14 protein-coding genes are annotated in these 18,240 nt (G+C 59.9%); 10 read left to right on the forward strand and 4 right to left on the reverse strand.

Annotated elements, in window-relative coordinates; translation table 11 throughout:
• Window positions 1-33: 33 nt before the first annotated feature.
• Together KF712_10445 and KF712_10450 are read right to left on the reverse strand one after the other, a co-directional pair.
• Window positions 34-2,331 carry a TonB-dependent siderophore receptor gene (locus tag KF712_10445; GenBank protein ID MBX3741400.1) on the reverse strand — a complete coding sequence of 766 codons (2,298 nt, stop codon included), beginning with the start codon at window positions 2,329-2,331 and terminating at the stop codon, window positions 34-36.
• A gap of 189 nt (window positions 2,332-2,520) precedes the next feature.
• Window positions 2,521-4,872 (reverse strand): TonB-dependent receptor, encoded by a 2,352-nt coding sequence (locus tag KF712_10450; GenBank protein ID MBX3741401.1) that lies wholly within the window; start codon window positions 4,870-4,872, stop codon window positions 2,521-2,523.
• Between the two features lie 241 nt (window positions 4,873-5,113).
• Here KF712_10450 and KF712_10455 point away from each other — a divergent pair, with 241 nt between their 5' ends.
• The 9 genes from KF712_10455 (at window position 5,114) to KF712_10495 (ending at window position 13,901) form a co-directional block, all read left to right on the forward strand.
• On the forward strand, window positions 5,114-6,358 hold the full coding sequence (locus tag KF712_10455) for a hypothetical protein (protein MBX3741402.1): 1,245 nt from the start codon (window positions 5,114-5,116) through the stop codon (window positions 6,356-6,358).
• A 68-nt stretch (window positions 6,359-6,426) separates the two neighbouring features.
• Window positions 6,427-7,236, forward strand: coding sequence for a phosphate ABC transporter substrate-binding protein (locus KF712_10460; protein ID MBX3741403.1), 810 nt, complete (start codon window positions 6,427-6,429; stop codon window positions 7,234-7,236).
• Between the two features lie 98 nt (window positions 7,237-7,334).
• A complete protein-coding gene (pstC, locus tag KF712_10465; GenBank protein MBX3741404.1) occupies window positions 7,335-9,236 on the forward strand; it encodes a phosphate ABC transporter permease subunit PstC in 1,902 nt (633 codons plus the stop codon).
• A gap of 3 nt (window positions 9,237-9,239) precedes the next feature.
• Window positions 9,240-10,367, forward strand: coding sequence for a phosphate ABC transporter permease PstA (locus KF712_10470; GenBank protein ID MBX3741405.1), 1,128 nt, complete (start codon window positions 9,240-9,242; stop codon window positions 10,365-10,367).
• Window positions 10,361-11,182: a phosphate ABC transporter ATP-binding protein gene (gene pstB / locus KF712_10475; protein ID MBX3741406.1), complete on the forward strand. Its 822-nt coding sequence runs from the start codon at window positions 10,361-10,363 to the stop codon at window positions 11,180-11,182. Before KF712_10470 ends, pstB begins: the two co-directional genes overlap by 7 nt.
• A complete protein-coding gene (locus KF712_10480) occupies window positions 11,160-11,984 on the forward strand; it encodes a phosphate ABC transporter ATP-binding protein (GenBank protein ID MBX3741407.1) in 825 nt (274 codons plus the stop codon). The genes pstB and KF712_10480 overlap by 23 nt, the downstream gene beginning before the upstream one ends.
• A 17-nt stretch (window positions 11,985-12,001) precedes the next feature.
• Window positions 12,002-12,682, forward strand: a complete 681-nt coding sequence (gene phoU / locus KF712_10485) for a phosphate signaling complex protein PhoU (GenBank protein MBX3741408.1) — start codon at window positions 12,002-12,004, stop codon at window positions 12,680-12,682.
• 266 nt (window positions 12,683-12,948) lie between these two features.
• Window positions 12,949-13,383, forward strand: a complete 435-nt coding sequence (locus tag KF712_10490; GenBank protein MBX3741409.1) for a hypothetical protein — start codon at window positions 12,949-12,951, stop codon at window positions 13,381-13,383.
• Window positions 13,359-13,901, forward strand: coding sequence for a hypothetical protein (locus tag KF712_10495; protein MBX3741410.1), 543 nt, complete (start codon window positions 13,359-13,361; stop codon window positions 13,899-13,901). The genes KF712_10490 and KF712_10495 overlap by 25 nt, the downstream gene beginning before the upstream one ends.
• A 143-nt stretch (window positions 13,902-14,044) precedes the next feature.
• On the opposite strand, the gene KF712_10500 is transcribed toward KF712_10495, so the two are convergent.
• Window positions 14,045-15,895, reverse strand: a complete 1,851-nt coding sequence (locus KF712_10500; protein MBX3741411.1) for a hypothetical protein — start codon at window positions 15,893-15,895, stop codon at window positions 14,045-14,047.
• 356 nt (window positions 15,896-16,251) lie between these two features.
• Here KF712_10500 and KF712_10505 point away from each other — a divergent pair, with 356 nt between their 5' ends.
• Window positions 16,252-16,854 (forward strand): HNH endonuclease, encoded by a 603-nt coding sequence (locus tag KF712_10505; protein ID MBX3741412.1) that lies wholly within the window; start codon window positions 16,252-16,254, stop codon window positions 16,852-16,854.
• Window positions 16,855-16,860: 6 nt separating this feature from the next.
• Here the strand turns inward: KF712_10505 and asnS are convergent, their stop codons facing one another.
• Window positions 16,861-18,222 carry an asparagine--tRNA ligase gene (asnS, locus tag KF712_10510; protein MBX3741413.1) on the reverse strand — a complete coding sequence of 454 codons (1,362 nt, stop codon included), beginning with the start codon at window positions 18,220-18,222 and terminating at the stop codon, window positions 16,861-16,863.
• Window positions 18,223-18,240 lie beyond the last annotated feature (18 nt).

An 18,240-nucleotide genomic window follows, 5' to 3' on the forward strand; every position in this document is an offset into this window, starting at 1 on the left:
GCGGAACAGCAACCAATTAACAAGAAGAGCGGATCAGAATTTCCAGTCGGCGCTGATGGTGTAGGCGCGTGGCGTGCCAAGGTAGGCGCGCGTGCCCGGATAGTTGGTGGTGGTGGTGTAGTGCTCGTCGAAGATGTTATCGACGTTCAGGCGGACCGTGACGTTCTCGGTGACTTCGTAGGCGACGAGCGCGTTGAAGACGATGTAGTCCGGCAGGTTGCCCGCGTTCACGTTGGCACCCGGGCTGCCGTTCGGAGTATTGGAAGGACGGCCGATGCTGGATTCCCCCATGTACTGGAGTCCGCCACCGATGGTGAGACCGATGGAGGGGAAGCGATAGGTGGTGAAGAGGTTGCCGCTCCAGCGGGGTGCGAACGCCATGGCTGCGTCCACTCCTGCTCCGACCTGGGTATTGCTCTCCATATAGGCGAGACCACCGAAGACCGCCCAGTTGTCGGTGATGGAACCGGCGACGCCGAGTTCCAGACCATAGACCGTCTGGTCACCGTAGCTCAGGTCCGGCTGGGTGCCGAAGGCGATGTTGGTGCGTTCCGAGTGGAAGGCCGCGGCGGTGGCGGTGAGCTTCTTGTTGAAGAACTCCCATTTGGTGCCCACCTCGTAGTTGATGGACTCCTGGGTCTTGGACTTCGCGGCGTTCTGACCTGCGACTCCGGGAACGGAGCCGCCGCCCCGGGACGCATCCGGGTTGGAGAGGAACTCGCCGCCCGGCGCCTGCTGGGTCAGACCGGCGGAGGCGTAGATGGAGCCGTTGTCCGTGGGTTTGAAGACGAGGCCGAGTTTTCCACCGAGGGTGAAATCATCGACGTCGTAGTCAGCCGCGGTGGTGGACCGGATTTCCGCGTCATAGTATTCAGCGCGGAGGCCGCCGGTGAGCTGCCATTGGGGGCTGAACTCGATGGTGTCATAGGCGTAGATGGCGACGGTATCCACGCGCACGTCGTCAAAGTTGACGGAATGCGGGTCGCCTGCCACGGGGCGTGGGCGGGACGGATCCGGATTGTAGATATCGACCAGCGAGGCGCCGCCGAGGTTGGCGATGTCACGACCGGCCCGTGATTCCTCACGGGCGATGTCAAGACCGGTGGCGATGGTGTGTTTCAACGCTCCGGTTTCGATCTGGTGGGTGAAGGTGGTGCTGTTCGAGATGACCTTGGTCTGGCGGTCGAATCCTTGCAGACGCGCGTCCACCGCGGTGGGGACCGCCGGTTGGGCGGGAGAGGTTCCGAAGGGAATGGTGTAGATCGCGAAACGGTCCGCATGGGAGAAGCGGGTTTGGTTCGAGAGGGTGCCTCCCCAGGAGAAATCATGGTCGATCCGGGCGAGGAGCGTGTGGGTGCTGACGTCGTCGAAGTCGGAGGTCCGGCCGTAGAAGGTGTCGCGCCTCACGTTTCCGGCGGGATCGAGGTGGGGCACGCCGGCTGCCGTGGGATGTACCCCCGGGGCGATGACGCCGGGAACGCCGTAGTCCGGGATGTTGTTCTGTTGGTAGTACTGGTAAGCGACCGTGAAACGGGTGTCCGTGCCGAGGCCGATGGCAACGGAAGGAGCGATGCCCCATGCGTTGTTTTCGGCATAGTTGCGGCCGACGACGCCACCTTCCTGGAAGAGGGCGTTGAGGCGGAACGCGGTGCCCTGGAGGGGGCTGTTGGCGACCACCTGGTTGATGTCCAGGGTGGTGCGGAAGCGGGAGTCGGCTTCGGTTTCGTCAAAACCGTAGCTGGCGGTACCGGCGTAGAAGCTTTCCAGACCGGGAGTCTTGGTCACCAGGTTGACATAACCCCCGGCGGTGCCGCGGCCGTTGTCGGCGGCGGGACCCTTCGCCACTTCGACGGATTCGACGTTGAAGATGTCCCGGGAGTTGTTGCCGTGATCGCGGCTGCCGTCCACGAAGACGTTGTTGGAGGACTCGAAGCCCCGCATGTTGAAGTTGGAAGCTCCGGCGACGAAGCCGTTTTCACCGGCGTTGTAGGTGATGCCGGGAGTGTTTTTCAGGACGTCGGCGAGATTGGTGGCAGCCTGCTGCTTGTAGACCGCCTGGGGGATCACCGTCACGGTTTGCGGGGTATTCACCAGAGGGGCGGTGAATTTCTGCGATTGCACGTTCTGCGGGTTGTATGCGCTGCCGCGCTGGGCCGTGACAGTCACCTCGCTGAGGGTTTCTCCGTCTCCCGAAGGTTTGTTGTCTTTTTTCTCTTCCTTCTTGGCTGGCTCCGCAGCGACGGATGGGACGACGGTGAGCAAGGTGGCCAGGGCAATCGCTTCGCGGGTCGAAACGATGTCCCTGATCGACGGTTTGGATGTTTGTTTCATGGGAATTGGCAATGGGTGCCCGCCACTTTCCGTCCGATGATCGTGCGGTTTTTGGCGAACAGCCGTGAGACTGAGTCTCAATAGCAAATTCCGTCAACCCCGGATTATTCCATTTTTTCCCGAAAAAGAAAAAACCGCCACCCGGCCGGAGCCGGATGACGGTCGATTTGCAACACAACCCGTTAAAGATCAGAACTTCCAGTCCGCGCTGATGGTGTAGGTGCGGGGTGGTCCTACGTTGGAACGCACGCCGCTCCAGTTGGAGGAAACCGCATAGACCTCGTCGAAGATGTTATCGACGTTCAGCCGGACGGTCACGTTCTGGGTCACCTCGTAAGCGAGCATGGTATTGAATACCAAGTAGTCATCCATCTTTCCGTAACGACCGTTGGGGACGATGCGCTCGGCATCGTCAGGACGTCCGATGTAGGATCCACTGACGTACTGCATTCCGCCGCCCACGGTGAGGCCGATCGGGAAACGGTAGGTCGTCCACAGGTTGCCGGTGTAGTTCGGGGTGAAAGCAAGCTCATCACCGTCGAAGGAGTTGTAGGCGGCGTTGTATTCCGGCTCTCCAGCTCCAGTGGAAGCATTGATTCTCTGTTGTTCCCATTTCGAGCTGACCTTCCGTTCACTGTCCATGATGAGGAGGCCACCGAAGACGGACCACTCGTCGGTGATCTGCCCGGCAACACCGAGTTCGATACCTTGGATGATCTGTTCGTGATAGCCCGTGTCCGTAGCTCCCCCTGCTGCAACCGTGGGTCGTCCGGAGATCGCCACATCGTGGCGTTCCGTGCGGAACAGGGCTGCGGTGGTGGAGAGGCGTCCGCCGAGGAAATCCCACTTGGTGCCGATCTCGTAGTTCAGGTTATACTGGGTCTTGGCATCCTTGTTGTTGATGCCAAGGCCGGCTCCTGGAAACCCGTTGCCACCTCCGCGGGATGCGTCTGAGTTGGAGAGGAATGACGCGGGTGGCTGGGATGAAAGGCCGGCGGAAGCATAGATGCTGCCATTCGATGCGGGCTTGTGCACGACCCCCAGCTTTCCTCCGAGGAATGTGTCGGATTTGCTGAAGTTCGCTCCACCGGGCACGCCCAGTTGGTTGCGGTCCACGAGATCGACCTTGTAATGGTCGGCGCGGATCCCGCCGGTGACCTGCCAGCGCTCGTTGATCTTGACCGTGTCATAGACGTAGAGGCCGTAGGTTTCCACATCCACCTGGCCGATTCCTTGGAACGCCGGGTTACCGATTCCCGGGTTATTATTGGGATCATGGGCATCCACACCCGCGCGGTTGGTTGAGCCGTAGCGCTGCGCGTCGGCATCTTCCCGGATGAATTCGAAGCCTGCGGATAGGGTGTGCTCGAGACTGCCTGTGGCGAATTCGTAGGAAAGGTTGGTGATGTTGGAGAAGCTGAAGTTCTCACGGTCATAGATGGTCCGCTCCTGCCGCACGGTGGTTCCTGCGGCGTTGTCAAAGCTATGCGGCATTGTGAAGTCCGTGCGCCGGTTCGTTTTCGCGATCCGGGTTTGGTTCGAAAGCGTCAGGTCCTCGTTGAAATCATGCTCGATCCGGGCGACGAACGCGTCCGTGATGGTGTCGTCATAGTCCGAGGTCAGGCCGTAGAAGGTGTCGCGGTGGGAGCGGTCCACACCTTCGAAGTTGTTTGCTCCACCTGCGGATATTCCGGTGGGAACTCCCCAATCCGGAATGTCGTTCTGTTCGACGTGCTGGTAGGAAAGGGTGTACCGCGTGTCGGTGCCGAGGCCAAAGGTGATGGTGGGGGCCAGACCCCAGCCGTTGGCTTCCGCGTAGTCGCGGCCAGCCACTCCACCCTCCTGGAGGAAGGCGTTCAACCGGAACGCCACGTTTCCGGAGAATGCTTGGTTCACATCGAACGCCGTGCGGAAGCGGGGGCTGGAGTCGGTTTCGTCGAAGGAATAGGAGGTGGTTCCTGAGTAGAAGTTTTCGGCCCGGGCAGTCTTGCTCACGAGGTTCACGTAACCTCCGGCGGTTCCATAGCCGTTGTCGGCCGCAGCGCCTTTGCCGATCTCGACACTCTCGAGGTTGAAAACATCCCGCGAGTAGCTGCCGCTGTCACGGACGCCATCCTGGAAGATGCTGCCCGAGGTATCGACTCCGCGCAGGCTGAAGTTGTTGGCGTTGGTGCCGAAGCCGTTCTCCCCTGCATTGTATGAGATGCCGGGGGTGTTCTTGAGGACGTCGGTGAGATTGCGGGCACCCTGCTGCTGGAAGACTTCCTTGGGGATCACCGAAAAGGTTTGCGGAGTGTCCACCAGAGGGGCGGTGAACTTCTGCGAATCGAGCTTTTCCACCTTGTAGGAGCCGCCGGGCTGGTTCTGCCGGTTGGCGGTCACCTGGACCTCGGGAAGGGTCTCGCCGGAAGGACCTTGTGTTTTCTTGTCCGGAGCGGCGGGGGCTTGGGCGGCGGCGTGCCCTGCGGTGAGGAAAGTCGCGAGGGCGAGGGCTTCCCTCGAACTCAGGACGGTTGGCAATGTGGAGGATTTGTCTTTCATGGGCATCAGGGTTCCAACCGCTGCTAACGGTTAGATCAGGTGAGACTGCGTCTCAAAAGCGCTTCATGTAAAGTCGGCGCCGATTGGAAAATCCGAGGAATTTTCCAATCGGTCTGAATGTGACATCTGTGTCACCGAACACCCCTTGGGCATGTGACAAAGTTTGGATTTAAGCATCGGTCGCCGGACGGAACCCAGGAAAGAGCGGTCAATCGTCCGGCCAAACACACCAATGCAACCTATGAAATCCATCCCTCACGCACTTTTCGCGGCAGGCCTTCTCGCCACCGGCGCGGCCAACGCGGAGGACAAAGGAGTCTTCTCCAAAGGCCTCACCGGAGAATCCGTCTATGACAAGATCTGGTCCGCCGCGACCCTCTACAAGGATGAGGACAACTCCGTGATCCAGGAGTTCTCCCTCCAGGGGCGCCTGCAGCTCCAGTATTTCAACCTGGACTCGAATGTCGGTGATCTCGACACGGAGGACTACAAGAACGCCTCCGACGCGAACAACGAACGCGTGTGGGGCGACCATTTCGAGGTCCGCCGCGCCCGCTTCGGCTTCAAGTCGAAGCTGTTCCGTGCCTTCAAGTTCGAGGGCCAGATCGACGTGGATACCGATGCCGACGCGAACCTCTACAAGGACATCTACGACCTTTATCTCACCTATGCCCCGAGCGATGCGATGAACATCTCCATCGGCAAGACCAAGGTGAAGTTCACCCGTGAGCAGGAAACCTCCTCCAAGGAAATCCTCACCTTCGAGCGGGGCCTCCTCGCCAACCTCCTCTTCCCGGGTGAACTGACGGGTGCCTGGGTGAACGGGAAGGGCATCGCCGGTGGCTGGCTCTATGAAGCCGGCATCTACGGCAGCGACCGCCAGCGGGACTTCTCCGAGTTCGATGCCGGAGCGGTGATCCTCGGGAAAATCGGCTATGACTATTCCTCCGCCGCGAGCCTGGATTCCGCGGTGGCCTCCCTGCACGTCATGTATAACACGGAGCCGGGCTACCTGGAGACGACGACCGCCAACAACTATACCCCGAGCGCTTCGCCGGCGTTCAAAACCTCGATCGCCCTCACCAACGACATCACCCATGGCCGCTTCGGCCTGATGACGGAGGCGATCTACGGCTTCGGCGACAACCGCGCGGATGTCTATGGCCTGACCATCATCCCGTCCTACTTCATCGCGGACGGCCTGCAGCTCGTCGGTCGCCTCCAGGTTGCCGCCAGCAACGGAGGCGACGGCATCACGCTGCCGGGCCGCTATGAGAACCTGACCAACAACGCGGTGGTGAACGCCGCGGACCGCCCGGCCCTGCCGGACCGGACCGGCAGCACCTACACCGCCGCCTACCTGGGCCTCAACTACTACCTCTACGGCCACAAGCTGAAGGTCATGACCGGCCTTGAGTACGCGAAGCTCGGTGGTGGCGACTACGAAGGCTACACCGCCATGACCGGACTCCGCATGTTCTTCTGATGCCGTGACGGAACCGTCACAAAGCTCCCATTCCAACTTACCGAAACCAGACAACTATCCAAATCGACATGAAACTCCTCAGCACTCTATTCGCCTCCGCGGCGCTCCTGACGATCGCCGGCGCGCAGACCCTCAGCATCAAGGGTTCCGACACCCTCGGTGCCAAGCTTGTCCCGCAGCTTTCCGAAGCCTTCAAGGCGGCAGGTAACAAAAACGTCAAATTCGAGATCGCGGCGGAAGGTTCCTCCACCGCTTTCCCGGCCCTCGCCAACGGCACCGCCCAGATCGGCATGTCTTCCCGCAAGGTGAAGGATGACGAGCGGACCTTCTGCCGCACCAAGGGCGTCTATCTCAAGGAGCACGCCGTCGCCCACGACATGATCGTGGTGGTGGTCAACAAGAACTCCCCGATCTCCAAGCTGACCAAGGACCAGGTCGCCAAGATCTTCACCGGCCAGGTGAAGGATTGGTCCGAGATCGGCGGCGCTCCCGGAAAGATCTCGATCTACACCCGCAACACCTCCTCCGGCACCTACAAGGACTGGCAGGGCCTTGCGATGGGTGGCCGTGACTACCCGTCCACTTCCCAGAAGATGGCCGGCAACGAGCAGATCGCCCAGGAAGTCGCCAAGAACAAGAATGGCATCGGCTACGTCGGCCTGGCCTACTCCAAGAGCAACGGCATCAAGTCCGTGAGCATCGACGGCGTCGAGCCGGTGGCCAGCAATGCCAAGAAATACGCCTACGCCCGCCTGTGCTACTTCTACGCTCCTGACAAGCCGAGCGCTGAGGCCCAGGCATTCATGGACTTCGTGGAGTCGGACGCCGGCCAGGCCATCGTCCGCCGCGTCGGATTCATCCCGACCAAAGACCTCTGATACGGTCTTGATTGTTTAGGTTGCTGCCGGGCATCGTGGACGCGCGCAGGTCCACGATGCCCCACCCCCTCGCGCGCGCACCTGAAGCCATTCACTGCATGAGTCGCCACGAATCCAGTCCACCGGAAAAAGGACACCGCTTCCAGAAAAGGGGATTCTCCTTTGAAAAGGGCATCCGCTACTTCTTCGCATCGAACGCAGGCCTCACGATCGTCATCCTGACGCTCATCATCGCGTTCCTTCTGAAGGAGGGCCTCGGGTTCTTCCCCGGCTACCGGCGGGAACTCGAAATCTACCGGATCGCCGGCCTGGAGTTCGTGGACATCTCCCGCAAGAACCTCACCTCCCATGAGGAAATCGCCAGTATCCTGAACCGCGCCTACTATGCCGAGATCAACGGCAAGGCGACGAAGGAAATGAAGCGCACGCTGGAGGCCAGCGAACTGTGGAACGCCTACAGCGAACGCGTCTCCCCGACGAGGGATTTGATTCTCAACAACGAAGGCATCGACCAGGAGTCCCAAGCACTGGTCGTCATGAAGGGGAACTACGAAGCGGCCCGCAAGAAGGCGCTCGAGTCCCTGCCGAAAACCCCGCACCTCACCGCTGAGGAGCGGACATCCCTGATTTCCTCGATTTCGGCAAGGACACTACAGGATTCCGAAGACCCTCCGCTGGTCACGAAGCTCAGCGAGGAATTTTCCGCCGCCCAGCAGAAGCACTCCGAGCCGCTTGGAGAAGCCCGTGCCACCATCGATGCCTTCCAGGAGGCGGGTGGCGAACTGGGCACCATCGTTTCCGAAATGACCGAGTCGGTCACCGTCACGAAGGCGGCTCTCTCAAAGGCTGACATCCTGGAGAAGGACCGCAAGACCCTCATGGCCGCCGCCGAAAAGGCGAAAGACCCCGTCGAGCGGGAGAAACTCATCGCCGAGGCGAAGGCCTCCCTTGCTGAGAAAGTCGATGTGGAGGGGCCGATCCAGCAATTGCTGCTCCGCAAGCAGGACTGCATCACCGTCCACCAAAACCTGAGGGCGAACGCCTCCGCGGTGCTGGCGAAACTGCCCGCTTCCTTCAGCGAAGGGGAGGCGAACCACCTGCTCAACGTGGCAAAGAAAGTGAGCCCCATTTATCTCGAAGACCTTGGCAAAACGCCCGCTGAGCTGGACGCCTGGCGCTACGACGAACCGGTCGGCCTGTTCGCCGCCGTCAAATCCTTCCTCACCGGCAAAGACTGGGTCACCGGCGGTGAGTGGCAGGACTTCTACGGGATCCTGCCGCTGTTCGTCGGCTCGCTCATGATCTCGCTGGTGGCGCTGGTCATCGGCATCCCGGTGGGTGTCGGCGCGGCCATCTACACCAACCAGTTCGCCTCAAAGAGGGAGCAGGGTCTGGTGAAGCCGGTCATCGAATTCATCCAGGCGATTCCGTCGGTGGTGCTCGGTTTCATCGGTATCCTTGTCCTGGGTACGGTTTTGCGGGACATCTCGATGAATGATTCCCTGGCATGGCTGCCCGGCTTCCCCATCGAGGAGCGGCTCAATATTTTCACCGCGGGCTGCCTGCTCGCCCTGATGAGCATCCCGACGATCTTCTCGCTCTCGGAGGATGCGCTCAACAACGTGCCCTCCGCCTACTCGGAGGCAGCGGAGGCGCTCGGGGCGTCGAAGATCCAGAACACTTTCCGCGTCATCATTCCCGCCGCCTTCTCCGGCATCCTGGCCGCGGTGCTGCTCGGTCTCGGCCGGGTCATCGGTGAGACGATGGTGGTGCTGCTGGTGGCGGGCAACCGGATCAAGATTCCGGACTTCACCGCCGGTCTCGGCACATTTTTCCAACCGGCGCACACCCTCACCGGCATCATCGCCCAGGAGCTGGGGGAGGTGCCTCTGGGCAGCGTCCACTACCGGGCCTTGTTCGTGGTGGGCATCCTCCTGTTCGCCATCGTGCTGGGCATCAATGCCACCGCCCGCCGGTTCTTCAAAAAGCAGCCTCACTGATCCATGTGGAATCCTGAAAAACTGATCCGTAAGGGGGCACCGAAAGGCTTTGTCAAAGGCGTGGCCGTCCGCGGAATCCTCGGCCTGACGACGTATTTCATCGTGCTCGTCGCCGTGGCGCTGTTCGCCAAGATCATCGTCGATGGAGCGCCGGTCCTGTTCAAAAGCGAGGCCCCGTATGTGGATTTCGATTTCCTCACCGCGAAGAACCAGACGCTCCACGTCTTCGATGATTCGGAAGGGACGAGGCACCAGCTCCCGGCCTCCGAGTACAACGAATACCTCTCCAAGCATCCGGACAAGCCGATCTACAACGAGTCCACCTACTCCTATTCCGGGGGCGGTATTGCGGGTCCCATCGCGGGAACGGCGCTGCTGACCATCGGCTCGATCATCCTGGCGCTGTTCTTCGGCGTGAGCGCGGCGATCTACCTGGCGGAGTATGCGAAGCAGAGTCCGTTCATCGACGCGGTGCGGCTGGCGATCCTCAACCTGGCGGGTGTTCCCTCCATCGTGTTCGGCCTGTTCGGCTTCTCGGTGTTCGTGCTGGCGGTACCGGTCATCACGGGGGAACCGTCGGACCGTTCCTTCCTGACGATCCCGATCTTCATCAATGACCTGTATATCAGCTTCCAGGGATGGAACTCCTCCCTGATGGCGGGCTGTGCGACACTGGCGTGCATGATCCTGCCGGTGATCATCACCGCATCGGAGGAATCCCTGAGGGCGGTGCCGCAGGGCTTCCGGGACGCTTCGCTGGCGATGGGGGCCACCCGCTGGCAGACCATCCGGAAGTGCGTGCTGCCGTATTCTCTGCCGGGCATCCTGACCTCGTCGCTGCTCTCCATCGCCCGTGTGGCGGGGGAAACCGCGCCCATCATGTTCACGGCGGCCGTCGCCGCGAAGGATGACTTCCCCTGGGAGGGCGTTTCCAATCCGTTGGACATCCTCTCCTCGCAGGTTCAGGCTTTGCCATACCATATCTACACGCTCGCCGCGCGGATCCCCGCTTCGGAATACACGCAGCGCGCGCAGTTCGGCTCCGTCTTCGTCTTCCTGTTGTTGGTGGCCCTGCTTTCCGCCGGCTCCATGATCCTGCGTGCCAAACTCCGCGCGAAACTCAAATGGTAACCACCTTGAAAGATCACAAGAACACCGGGGAGATCGTGCCGGCGCCACCCGCGGCCGCAGCGAGCGCCATCAGCATCCGCAACCTCAACTTCGCCTACGGCAAGAAGCAGGTCATCCATGATGTTTCCCTGGAAATTCCCGACCGGCAGGTTACGGCCTTCATCGGGCCGTCGGGTTGCGGAAAGTCGACCCTGCTCCGCTGCCTGAACCGGATCAACGACCGCATCGAGGGGGCGAAGATCACCTCCGGCTCCGTGAAGATCCATGACATCGACATCTACCGGCCGGATATCGACCTGCTGGAACTCCGCCGCCGCGTGGGGATGGTGTTCCAGAAATACAACCCGTTTGCGAAGTCGATCTACGAAAACGTCGTCTTCAGCCTCCGTGTGGCCGGGGTGACGAAGAAGAGCGAGCTGGATGAAGCCGCGGAGCGTTCCCTGCGCGGGGCCGTCCTCTGGGATGAGGTGAAGGACCGCCTGCATGCCAGCGCCTTCGGTCTGTCCGGCGGCCAGCAGCAGCGGCTCTGCATTGCGCGGGCCATCGCCAACCAGCCGGACATCCTCCTCATGGACGAGCCGTGCGCCGCGCTCGATCCGCTGGCGACCCTCAAGGTCGAGGAGCTGCTCATCGAACTGAAGAAAAATTACACCATCGTCATCGTCACCCACAATATGGGGCAGGCGACCCGTTGCTCGGACAAGACGGCGTTTTTCTACCTCGGTGAACTCATCGAGTTCGGGGAGACGATGCAGATTTTCGAGAATCCGAAGGAATCCAAAACCGAAGCCTATGTCACAGGATCTTTTGGCTGAGCCAGCCTCCATCGAAGCGCTTCGCGGCGAACCCGATCACCCGACCTACACTTCGATCGAGGTGTCGAAGGTGGATTTCCACTATGGGCACAGCCATGCGCTGAAGAACATCGACTTCAACATCCCCGCCCATGCGGTGACGGCGTTCATCGGTCCGTCCGGCTGCGGCAAATCCACCTTGCTGCGCTGCATCAACCGGATGAACGACGAGATCCCGGGCGCACGCATCACCAGCGGGAAGATCACCATCGACGGCATCGACATCAACGACCGCTCGGTGGATGTGGTGAAGCTGCGCCGGGACGTCGGCATGGTGTTCCAGAAGTCGAATCCGTTTCCACGCAGCATCTATGAGAACGTCGCCTACGGTCTCCGCCTTGCCGGGGAGCGGCGGAAATCCGTGCTCGACCAAGCGGTGGAGGAAGCCCTCCGCTCCGCCGCGCTGTGGGATGAGGTGAAAGACCGCCTGCAGGAGTCCGGCATGGGCCTGTCCGGCGGCCAGCAGCAGCGGCTGTGCATCGCCCGCACCATCGCGGTGAAGCCGCGGCTGATCCTGATGGATGAGCCGTGCAGCGCGCTCGACCCCATCGCGACGGCCAAGGTGGAGGATCTCATATGGGAACTCCGGAAGGAATTCACCATCGTCATCGTGACCCACAGCATGGCGCAGGCCTCGCGGGTTTCGGACATGACCGCGTTTTTCTTCATGGGCGAGCTGGTCGAGTTCGGCGATACCATGCAGATGTTCAACAACCCGAGATTGAAGAAAACAGAAGACTACATCAGCGGCCGGTTCGGCTGAAGAAAGAGACCAATTCCATGCCCAACGTCCATATCTTCCGCGACTTCGATGTCGCCATTTCCGCCCTCCGCTCCGAAGTCCTCTCGATGGCGGCGCAGGCACGTCACAACCTGGAGCGCGCGATCGCGTCCCTGCTCGAACGGAATGTCGAGCTGGCGAACGCCGTGATCGCCGATGATGATGAGGTGGATGAACTCGAGAGGAGGATCGACCGCCTCGGGGTGGATATCCTCGTGCGTTTCCATCCGGTCGCAACGGATCTGCGGCTGGTGGTTTCCTCGATGAAGATCTCCATGAACCTCGAGCGGATCTCCGATCATGCGACGAACATCGCGAAGCGGGCGAAGAAGATCAGCGCCGGTTCGGAGTTGCAGGAGGTGAACCTCATCGAGCCTCTCTACCTGCTGGCCGACCGCCTGCTGCGTGACGCCATCTCCGCCTACAGCGACCGCAACGCGGTTCTCGGGGCATCCCTGCACTCCAGGGACAAGGAGCTGGACAAGCTCCACCATGAGACGAACGCGCTCTACGGTTCCCGCCTGGAGACATCGGCCGGCCGCAGCCAGGAATACCTGCACCTGATCCTGATCGTCCGTTCGCTGGAGCGGGTCGGGGATCTGGCCACCAACATCGGTGAGGACGCCGTCTACATGGAGGCCGCGAAGGACCTCCGGCATGAGGAGAACAGGGAGCTTTGATTTCAGCAATAGCCTTTTAAGGTGCCCGGATCTGGCTACGGAACGGGAACTACTTCAAGATTGAGGTATAGCAGACAAGGCGATTGCTTTTTTTGCTGAACAGCTATTCTTCAAAGCGCCATGTCGGTAAGTCCTTTATTTTTGGCGCGTTGATCAAAAAAAATGGAACTCTCCAAGAGCTCTGGTAATCAGGCGTTAACACTCACGGATTTCATGCTGCCTGTGCTGACTTTGGATCCGCAAACCAGAACAGGATTCTTGTGAAAATGCGAGATCCGGGTATTAGTGGGCCGGTGAAAATTTTAAGAGATGGTATAAAAAATTGGTCGCTGGCGCACCGTCGGGCGGTATTGATTTTGAATGGTATCAGTTTGGGATTGATGTTTCTTGCTTTTAACTTTCCCAATGATCCAGAAGAGTTTGGGAATGTACCTTTGTCCAAATTTGAGATTCGCGGTTCCGGTTCCGTCGAGACAGCTGGCCCGGGCATGTTTGTGACTTCTGCGCTTCAGGTGGAATACCCTCCAACGATGCGGGAGAATCAAACACTACTCGTTAGTCTGAGCTATCAAGAGGTTATGAATGTCGTCGAAAATCCGCTGTTGAGGGGGGATTTGAAAGAGGATTTGGTGGCCCATCTTCTGATTCCTCTTCTCCTAGAATCAGCTCATATAAATTGGATAAAATTTCTGGAAAATTAAACATATCGGTCAAGTCTTCTGGATTTGAAGTAGAGCCCGATTCTGCAATTTTAGTTGAAAACGATAAACTTCCTCTCGAGATCAAATGGACTGTTAGTCCGAAGGGTGAAGGTGATCACATAATTCTTCTCCATATTTCTGAGGTGTTGGGATACGGTATGAGGTATGGTGAGTGGCGGTCGGCAAAAATAAATGGAAAATCAGTCGAACCTCTCGCCAGCGGAGATTATGAGCTTCCGATCAAGGTCTATACTTATTGGGGTGTTCCGAGAATCTTCGCATCTTGCGTGGCTGGAGTTTTTACTTTGATTGGGTTTATGCTGTCTTGGCCTATCGTTTTGGGATTCTTGGAACGAAGGCGAAAATCCACAAGCAATGCTGGGAAAATTTCAGTTTCTCAAAAATCTCGAACAATGAGGCAGGTGGATAATAAGAAGACCTTGCCAAGGCTTCCGAAAGAAGCGGCTGCTCCGAGAAAAGACGATTATGATGGCAAGAGTAACCAGAGAAAAAAATAACAGAAGTTGTAGATACCTCTCTCCAAATCGTTGCAAAGCGGATTCGATTCTCCGCAATGATTCGATGGTGATTGAGGTTCTCAAACTGGGTAAATATCTATCAGAGGATGTTCAACATAATATCGGAGGTATTGCGGCTCTATTCACGGAGCCAGGAACCGTTGCATCAGGCGGCCGAGGACCTGCTTGCCGCGATCGTTCGCGTGGACGACATCGCGTTTGAATGAATCAAGCGCGTAGCCGGACGAGTCGATGTAGGCTTTCCACGGCGTGGTCATGTCGAAGTAGCCGCACTTCTCTTCGGCGGCGAGTTTCGGCAGCGCGGCCTGGTAGGCCTTGTATTCCTCGCTCGGACCGGTTTTCGGGTTTGGCGGCGCGCCGAAGGTGGGGGAAAGGAGCAGGACTTCCAGATCGGGGAACTTCGCCCGGCACTGGTGGATCACGGAGCGGATCGCCTCGATGTCGCCTCGCTGGCTGATACCGCCGATGACGAGGAGGTCCGGGTTGTGGCGGAATACATACTGCTCCACGCGGTTGTCGTCCTTGTACCACCAGCAACCGGTGGAGCCACGGACACTGACGGTCTTCGTCACGTCGCATTTCGGGTAATCCTTCTCCAGCAGGTATTCGAAACTGGAGGAAGATGTGTCACCGATGATGCTGTCCCCCAGCATGACGATGTTGAGTTTCGGGCCGCCCTCCAGTTTGGCCTTTGTCTTCGCCAGATGGTTCCAGCGGTCGGCGGGCGGCTGCCATGTCACCGGCTTCATGGTCGCATAGATGGCATCGATGCGGGCGAGCGGATCCATGCCTTCGGTGGGATTCTTCACCTGTCCATCGACCAGGAAGTAACCCAGGCGGGTGAAGCGTCCCTTGCTGCCTTCCGGGGTGTCTTCCGCGATGCGGATCCTGAGCGTGCGCTCCGGGCCGGGGTCGAGGCCATCCACCAGCCTGAACGCCTGCGGCCGGGCGTAGTCCAGGCAGTATTTGTCAAAGAGCACCTTGTGTTTCCACTCCCCGCCATCCAGCGAGTATTCGATGTTCCCGGTATCGGGGCCGATGATGCAGTAGATCCCGGCCTGCGCTCCCTTGAACTTCAGCGTGATGGTGGAGCCGGGTTTGTCGCTCACCGCCAGGTGGGGGATCCTGTCGGTGGAACTGAGCTGCCAGCCCAGCCACCCGGCATCCAACTCCGCCCAGTCGTAGGAAATGAGGCGGGCATCCTGCAGCGGACGCTGGACCAGCGGTGCGGGGAGAGGTTTGGTTTCCGGAGAAACGGTGGCCGCCTTCCCGAAGAACGGTTTCAGGGCCTCCAGGTAGAGCGCGTAGCCGGCGTCCGTGGGATGCACGCTGTCCTTGGCGAATTCCTCCGCGGTGAGCTTTCCGGCGATGATCTGGTCCGCCGCGTACCGGGACATCGCCACGCTCGGGATGCCATAGTGTTCCGCGATTTTCTCATGGTAGCGGGTGGTGGCGGGGAGTTCGCCCCTTTTGAATTCCTCCAGTTGCCCGGTGGTCATCGTGTAGACGAAGAGGATGTCGGGCTTCGACGGGGTGCGCTCCCGTAGCTTGCGGACGATACCTTCCATGCTGGCGAGCACCTCGTTTTCAGGCAGTCCGCCGTCGTTCACGGCGAACTCGACGATCACCAGGTCCGGGCGCTGGTAGCCCACATCCTCCCAGCAGCGGTAGGCTCCGAGCCATGAACCGGTGCCGCCGATCGCCGCGTTGAACGGCTGGATCTTCGCCTTGGGATATTCCTTTTTCAGCCATTCCGTGAGCAGCGAGCGGTAGCTGAACTTCGGATCGGAGGATCCCGCACCCTCGGTGATGGAGCCGCCGAAGTAGCTGACGCGCACCGGTTCCTCACCGGGGTTCGCCACTTTTGCGAAGAAAGACGGCAGTCCGCCGCGGATCTGGAAAACCTCGCCGGCATGGGCGGAAGGGAGGGTGACGAGGCAGACCAACGCGGGAAGGAGCTTGTGCGGATGCATGGAAATGCCTCTACGGAGCAATGTGGGGAACCCTTGCGAGACCAGGGCCACCTCATTTCGGAATTGTCAGGACGGTTGTTGGCTCGTTTCAGGAATTCCGAACCGCGAATGAACACCAATGGACGCGAATTCACCGTGAATCAGGGTTGGGTGGTGATGCTACTCCATCCGGAAAATCCCCGCTCCATCTCCCAATCCGGGATCAGCCGACCTTCCATTCGTGTTCATTCGCGTCCATTCGCGGTTGGATTCCCGAAATGAGGTGGCCCTGCTTGCGAGACGATTCCGTATTGGCTTTTTCGTTGCCGTGGAGGAGGGACCTGCTACTTTCCGGGCGATTGGTTTGAAAAGGGTTTATGACTGCCGTACTAGAACTCCCCGTTCTGGTGCTGAACCGGTTTTGGCAGCCGATTCACACCTGTTCCGTCAGACGTGCGTTGCACCTCCTCTGTCTGGGCCATGCGCTCGTCGTCCAGGTGGATGGGGAGGAGTGCTACAAGGCGCATGACCTGGGCTCCTGGATGGACCACTCCGCGGAGGTCATCGATCCGGAGATGATCCACGGCGTCAGCATTTCGCTGCGGGTGCCGAAGATCGTCGTGCTGGGCATCTATGACAAGCAGCCGCGGCTGGAGGTGAAATTCACCCGGCGGAACGTGTTCCTGCGGGACAAGTTCACCTGCCAGTACTGCACGAAAATTCTGCCGGAAAACCAGCTCAACCTGGACCATGTGATGCCCCGTCAGAAAGGCGGAAAGACCACTTGGGAGAACATCGTGACCTCATGTGTGAAGTGCAACACGCGGAAGGCGAACAAGCTCCCCCAGGAGGCGGGCATGCACCCGCTCCACCCGCCCATCGCGCCGCGCTGGCGTCCGCTGTTCGGCCTGCGCGAGAACGGGCTGGGGGATGAGAGCTGGAACCGCTTCCTGCCGGATGAGGTGAGGAAAAGCGCGTGACCTGTTTCAGAACTCGCAGTTCCCAGGCGTGCGTGCGAACGGGATCACGTCGCGGATGTTCGTCATGCCGGTGACGAACATGAGCATCCGCTCGAAACCGAGACCGAAGCCCGCGTGCGGGACGCTGCCGTATTTCCGCAGGTCCGCGTACCAGCCGTAGGCCTCCGGATCGAGGTCGTGCTTCTTGAAATTCTCCATCAACACATCGTATCGCTCTTCGCGCTGGGAGCCGCCGACGATCTCGCCGATGCCCGGCACCAGCACGTCCATGGCGGTGACGGTCTTCCCGTCATCATTGAGGCGCATGTAGAACGGTTTGATCTCCTTCGGGTAGTTGAAGACGGTCACCGGCTGCTTGAAGTGTTCCTCGGTGAGCCAGCGTTCGTGTTCCGACTGGAGGTTGAGGCCGTATTCCACGGGATACTGGAACTGCTTTCCGCTTTTCAGCAGCAGCTCCACCGCATCCGTGTAGGAAATGCGTTCGAACGGGCGGCTGGCGACGAACTCCAGTCGCTCGCGCAGGCCCTTGTCCACGAACTTCCCGAAGATCTCCAAGTCCCCCTCGTTGTTTTCGAGGGCGTAGGTGACGAGATATTTCACCAGCGCTTCCGCGAGATCCATGTCTCCTTCCAGATCGCAGAAGGCGACTTCCGGCTCGATCATCCAGAACTCCGCGGCGTGGCGGGAGGTGTTGGAATTTTCCGCGCGGAAGGTGGGGCCGAAGGTGTAGATGTTGGAAAGGGCGCAGGCGAAGGTTTCGCCCTCGAGCTGGCCGCTCACGGTGAGGTAGGCGCGCTTGTTGAAGAAGTCCTCCGTGTCGCGGCTGATCTTGTCGTCAGGGAGGGTGGTCACGCGGAACATCTCGCCCGCACCCTCGCAGTCGCTGGCGGTGATGATCGGGGTGTGGACGTAGATGAAATCCCGCTCCTGGAAGAACTTGTGGATCGCGTAGGCGATGCGGCTGCGCATCCGGAAGACCGCGCCATAGAGATTCGTCCGCGGGCGGAGGTGGGCGATGGAGCGGAGGAATTCCTGGCTGTGGCCCTTTTTCTGCAGCGGGTAGTCGTCCGGTGCCTCGCCCAGCAGTCTCAGGGAGGTGGCGCGCATCTCCCATTTCTGTCCGGCGGCGGGGGAGGGGATGAGCTGGCCGCGGATCTCCACGGATGCACCGGTGTTCATCTTCGCGATCTGGTCGTAACCGGGGATGCCTTCGTCCGCGACGATCTGGAGGTTGCCCAGGCAGGTGCCGTCATTCAGCTCGATGAAGGAAAATCCCTTGGAATCCCGCCGGGTCCGGACCCAGCCGGCGACGTGGAGATCATCCGTGGGTTCCCCGCGTTTCAGGACATGCTTGATGAGCGACCGCATGTGCATTGGTTATGGGGG

This window comes from Akkermansiaceae bacterium, from assembly GCA_019634595.1.
Taxonomy (GTDB): domain Bacteria; phylum Verrucomicrobiota; class Verrucomicrobiia; order Verrucomicrobiales; family Akkermansiaceae; genus Luteolibacter.

Excerpts from the sequence above, each read along its gene's own strand:
- KF712_10470 (MBX3741405.1), top strand. The coding sequence starts at position 9,240 with ATGTGGAATCCTGAAAAACTGATCCGTAAGGGGGCACCGAAAGGCTTT.
- KF712_10480 (MBX3741407.1), top strand. The coding sequence starts at position 11,160 with ATGTCACAGGATCTTTTGGCTGAGCCAGCCTCCATCGAAGCGCTTCGC.
- KF712_10445 (MBX3741400.1), bottom strand. The coding sequence starts at position 2,331 with ATGAAACAAACATCCAAACCGTCGATCAGGGACATCGTTTCGACCCGC.
- KF712_10500 (MBX3741411.1), bottom strand. The coding sequence starts at position 15,895 with ATGCATCCGCACAAGCTCCTTCCCGCGTTGGTCTGCCTCGTCACCCTC.
- KF712_10450 (MBX3741401.1), bottom strand. The coding sequence starts at position 4,872 with ATGAAAGACAAATCCTCCACATTGCCAACCGTCCTGAGTTCGAGGGAA.
- KF712_10490 (MBX3741409.1), top strand. The coding sequence starts at position 12,949 with ATGCGAGATCCGGGTATTAGTGGGCCGGTGAAAATTTTAAGAGATGGT.
- pstB (MBX3741406.1), top strand. The coding sequence starts at position 10,361 with ATGGTAACCACCTTGAAAGATCACAAGAACACCGGGGAGATCGTGCCG.
- KF712_10460 (MBX3741403.1), top strand. The coding sequence starts at position 6,427 with ATGAAACTCCTCAGCACTCTATTCGCCTCCGCGGCGCTCCTGACGATC.
- KF712_10455 (MBX3741402.1), top strand. The coding sequence starts at position 5,114 with ATGAAATCCATCCCTCACGCACTTTTCGCGGCAGGCCTTCTCGCCACC.
- KF712_10505 (MBX3741412.1), top strand. The coding sequence starts at position 16,252 with ATGACTGCCGTACTAGAACTCCCCGTTCTGGTGCTGAACCGGTTTTGG.
- asnS (MBX3741413.1), bottom strand. The coding sequence starts at position 18,222 with ATGCGGTCGCTCATCAAGCATGTCCTGAAACGCGGGGAACCCACGGAT.
- phoU (MBX3741408.1), top strand. The coding sequence starts at position 12,002 with ATGCCCAACGTCCATATCTTCCGCGACTTCGATGTCGCCATTTCCGCC.
- pstC (MBX3741404.1), top strand. The coding sequence starts at position 7,335 with ATGAGTCGCCACGAATCCAGTCCACCGGAAAAAGGACACCGCTTCCAG.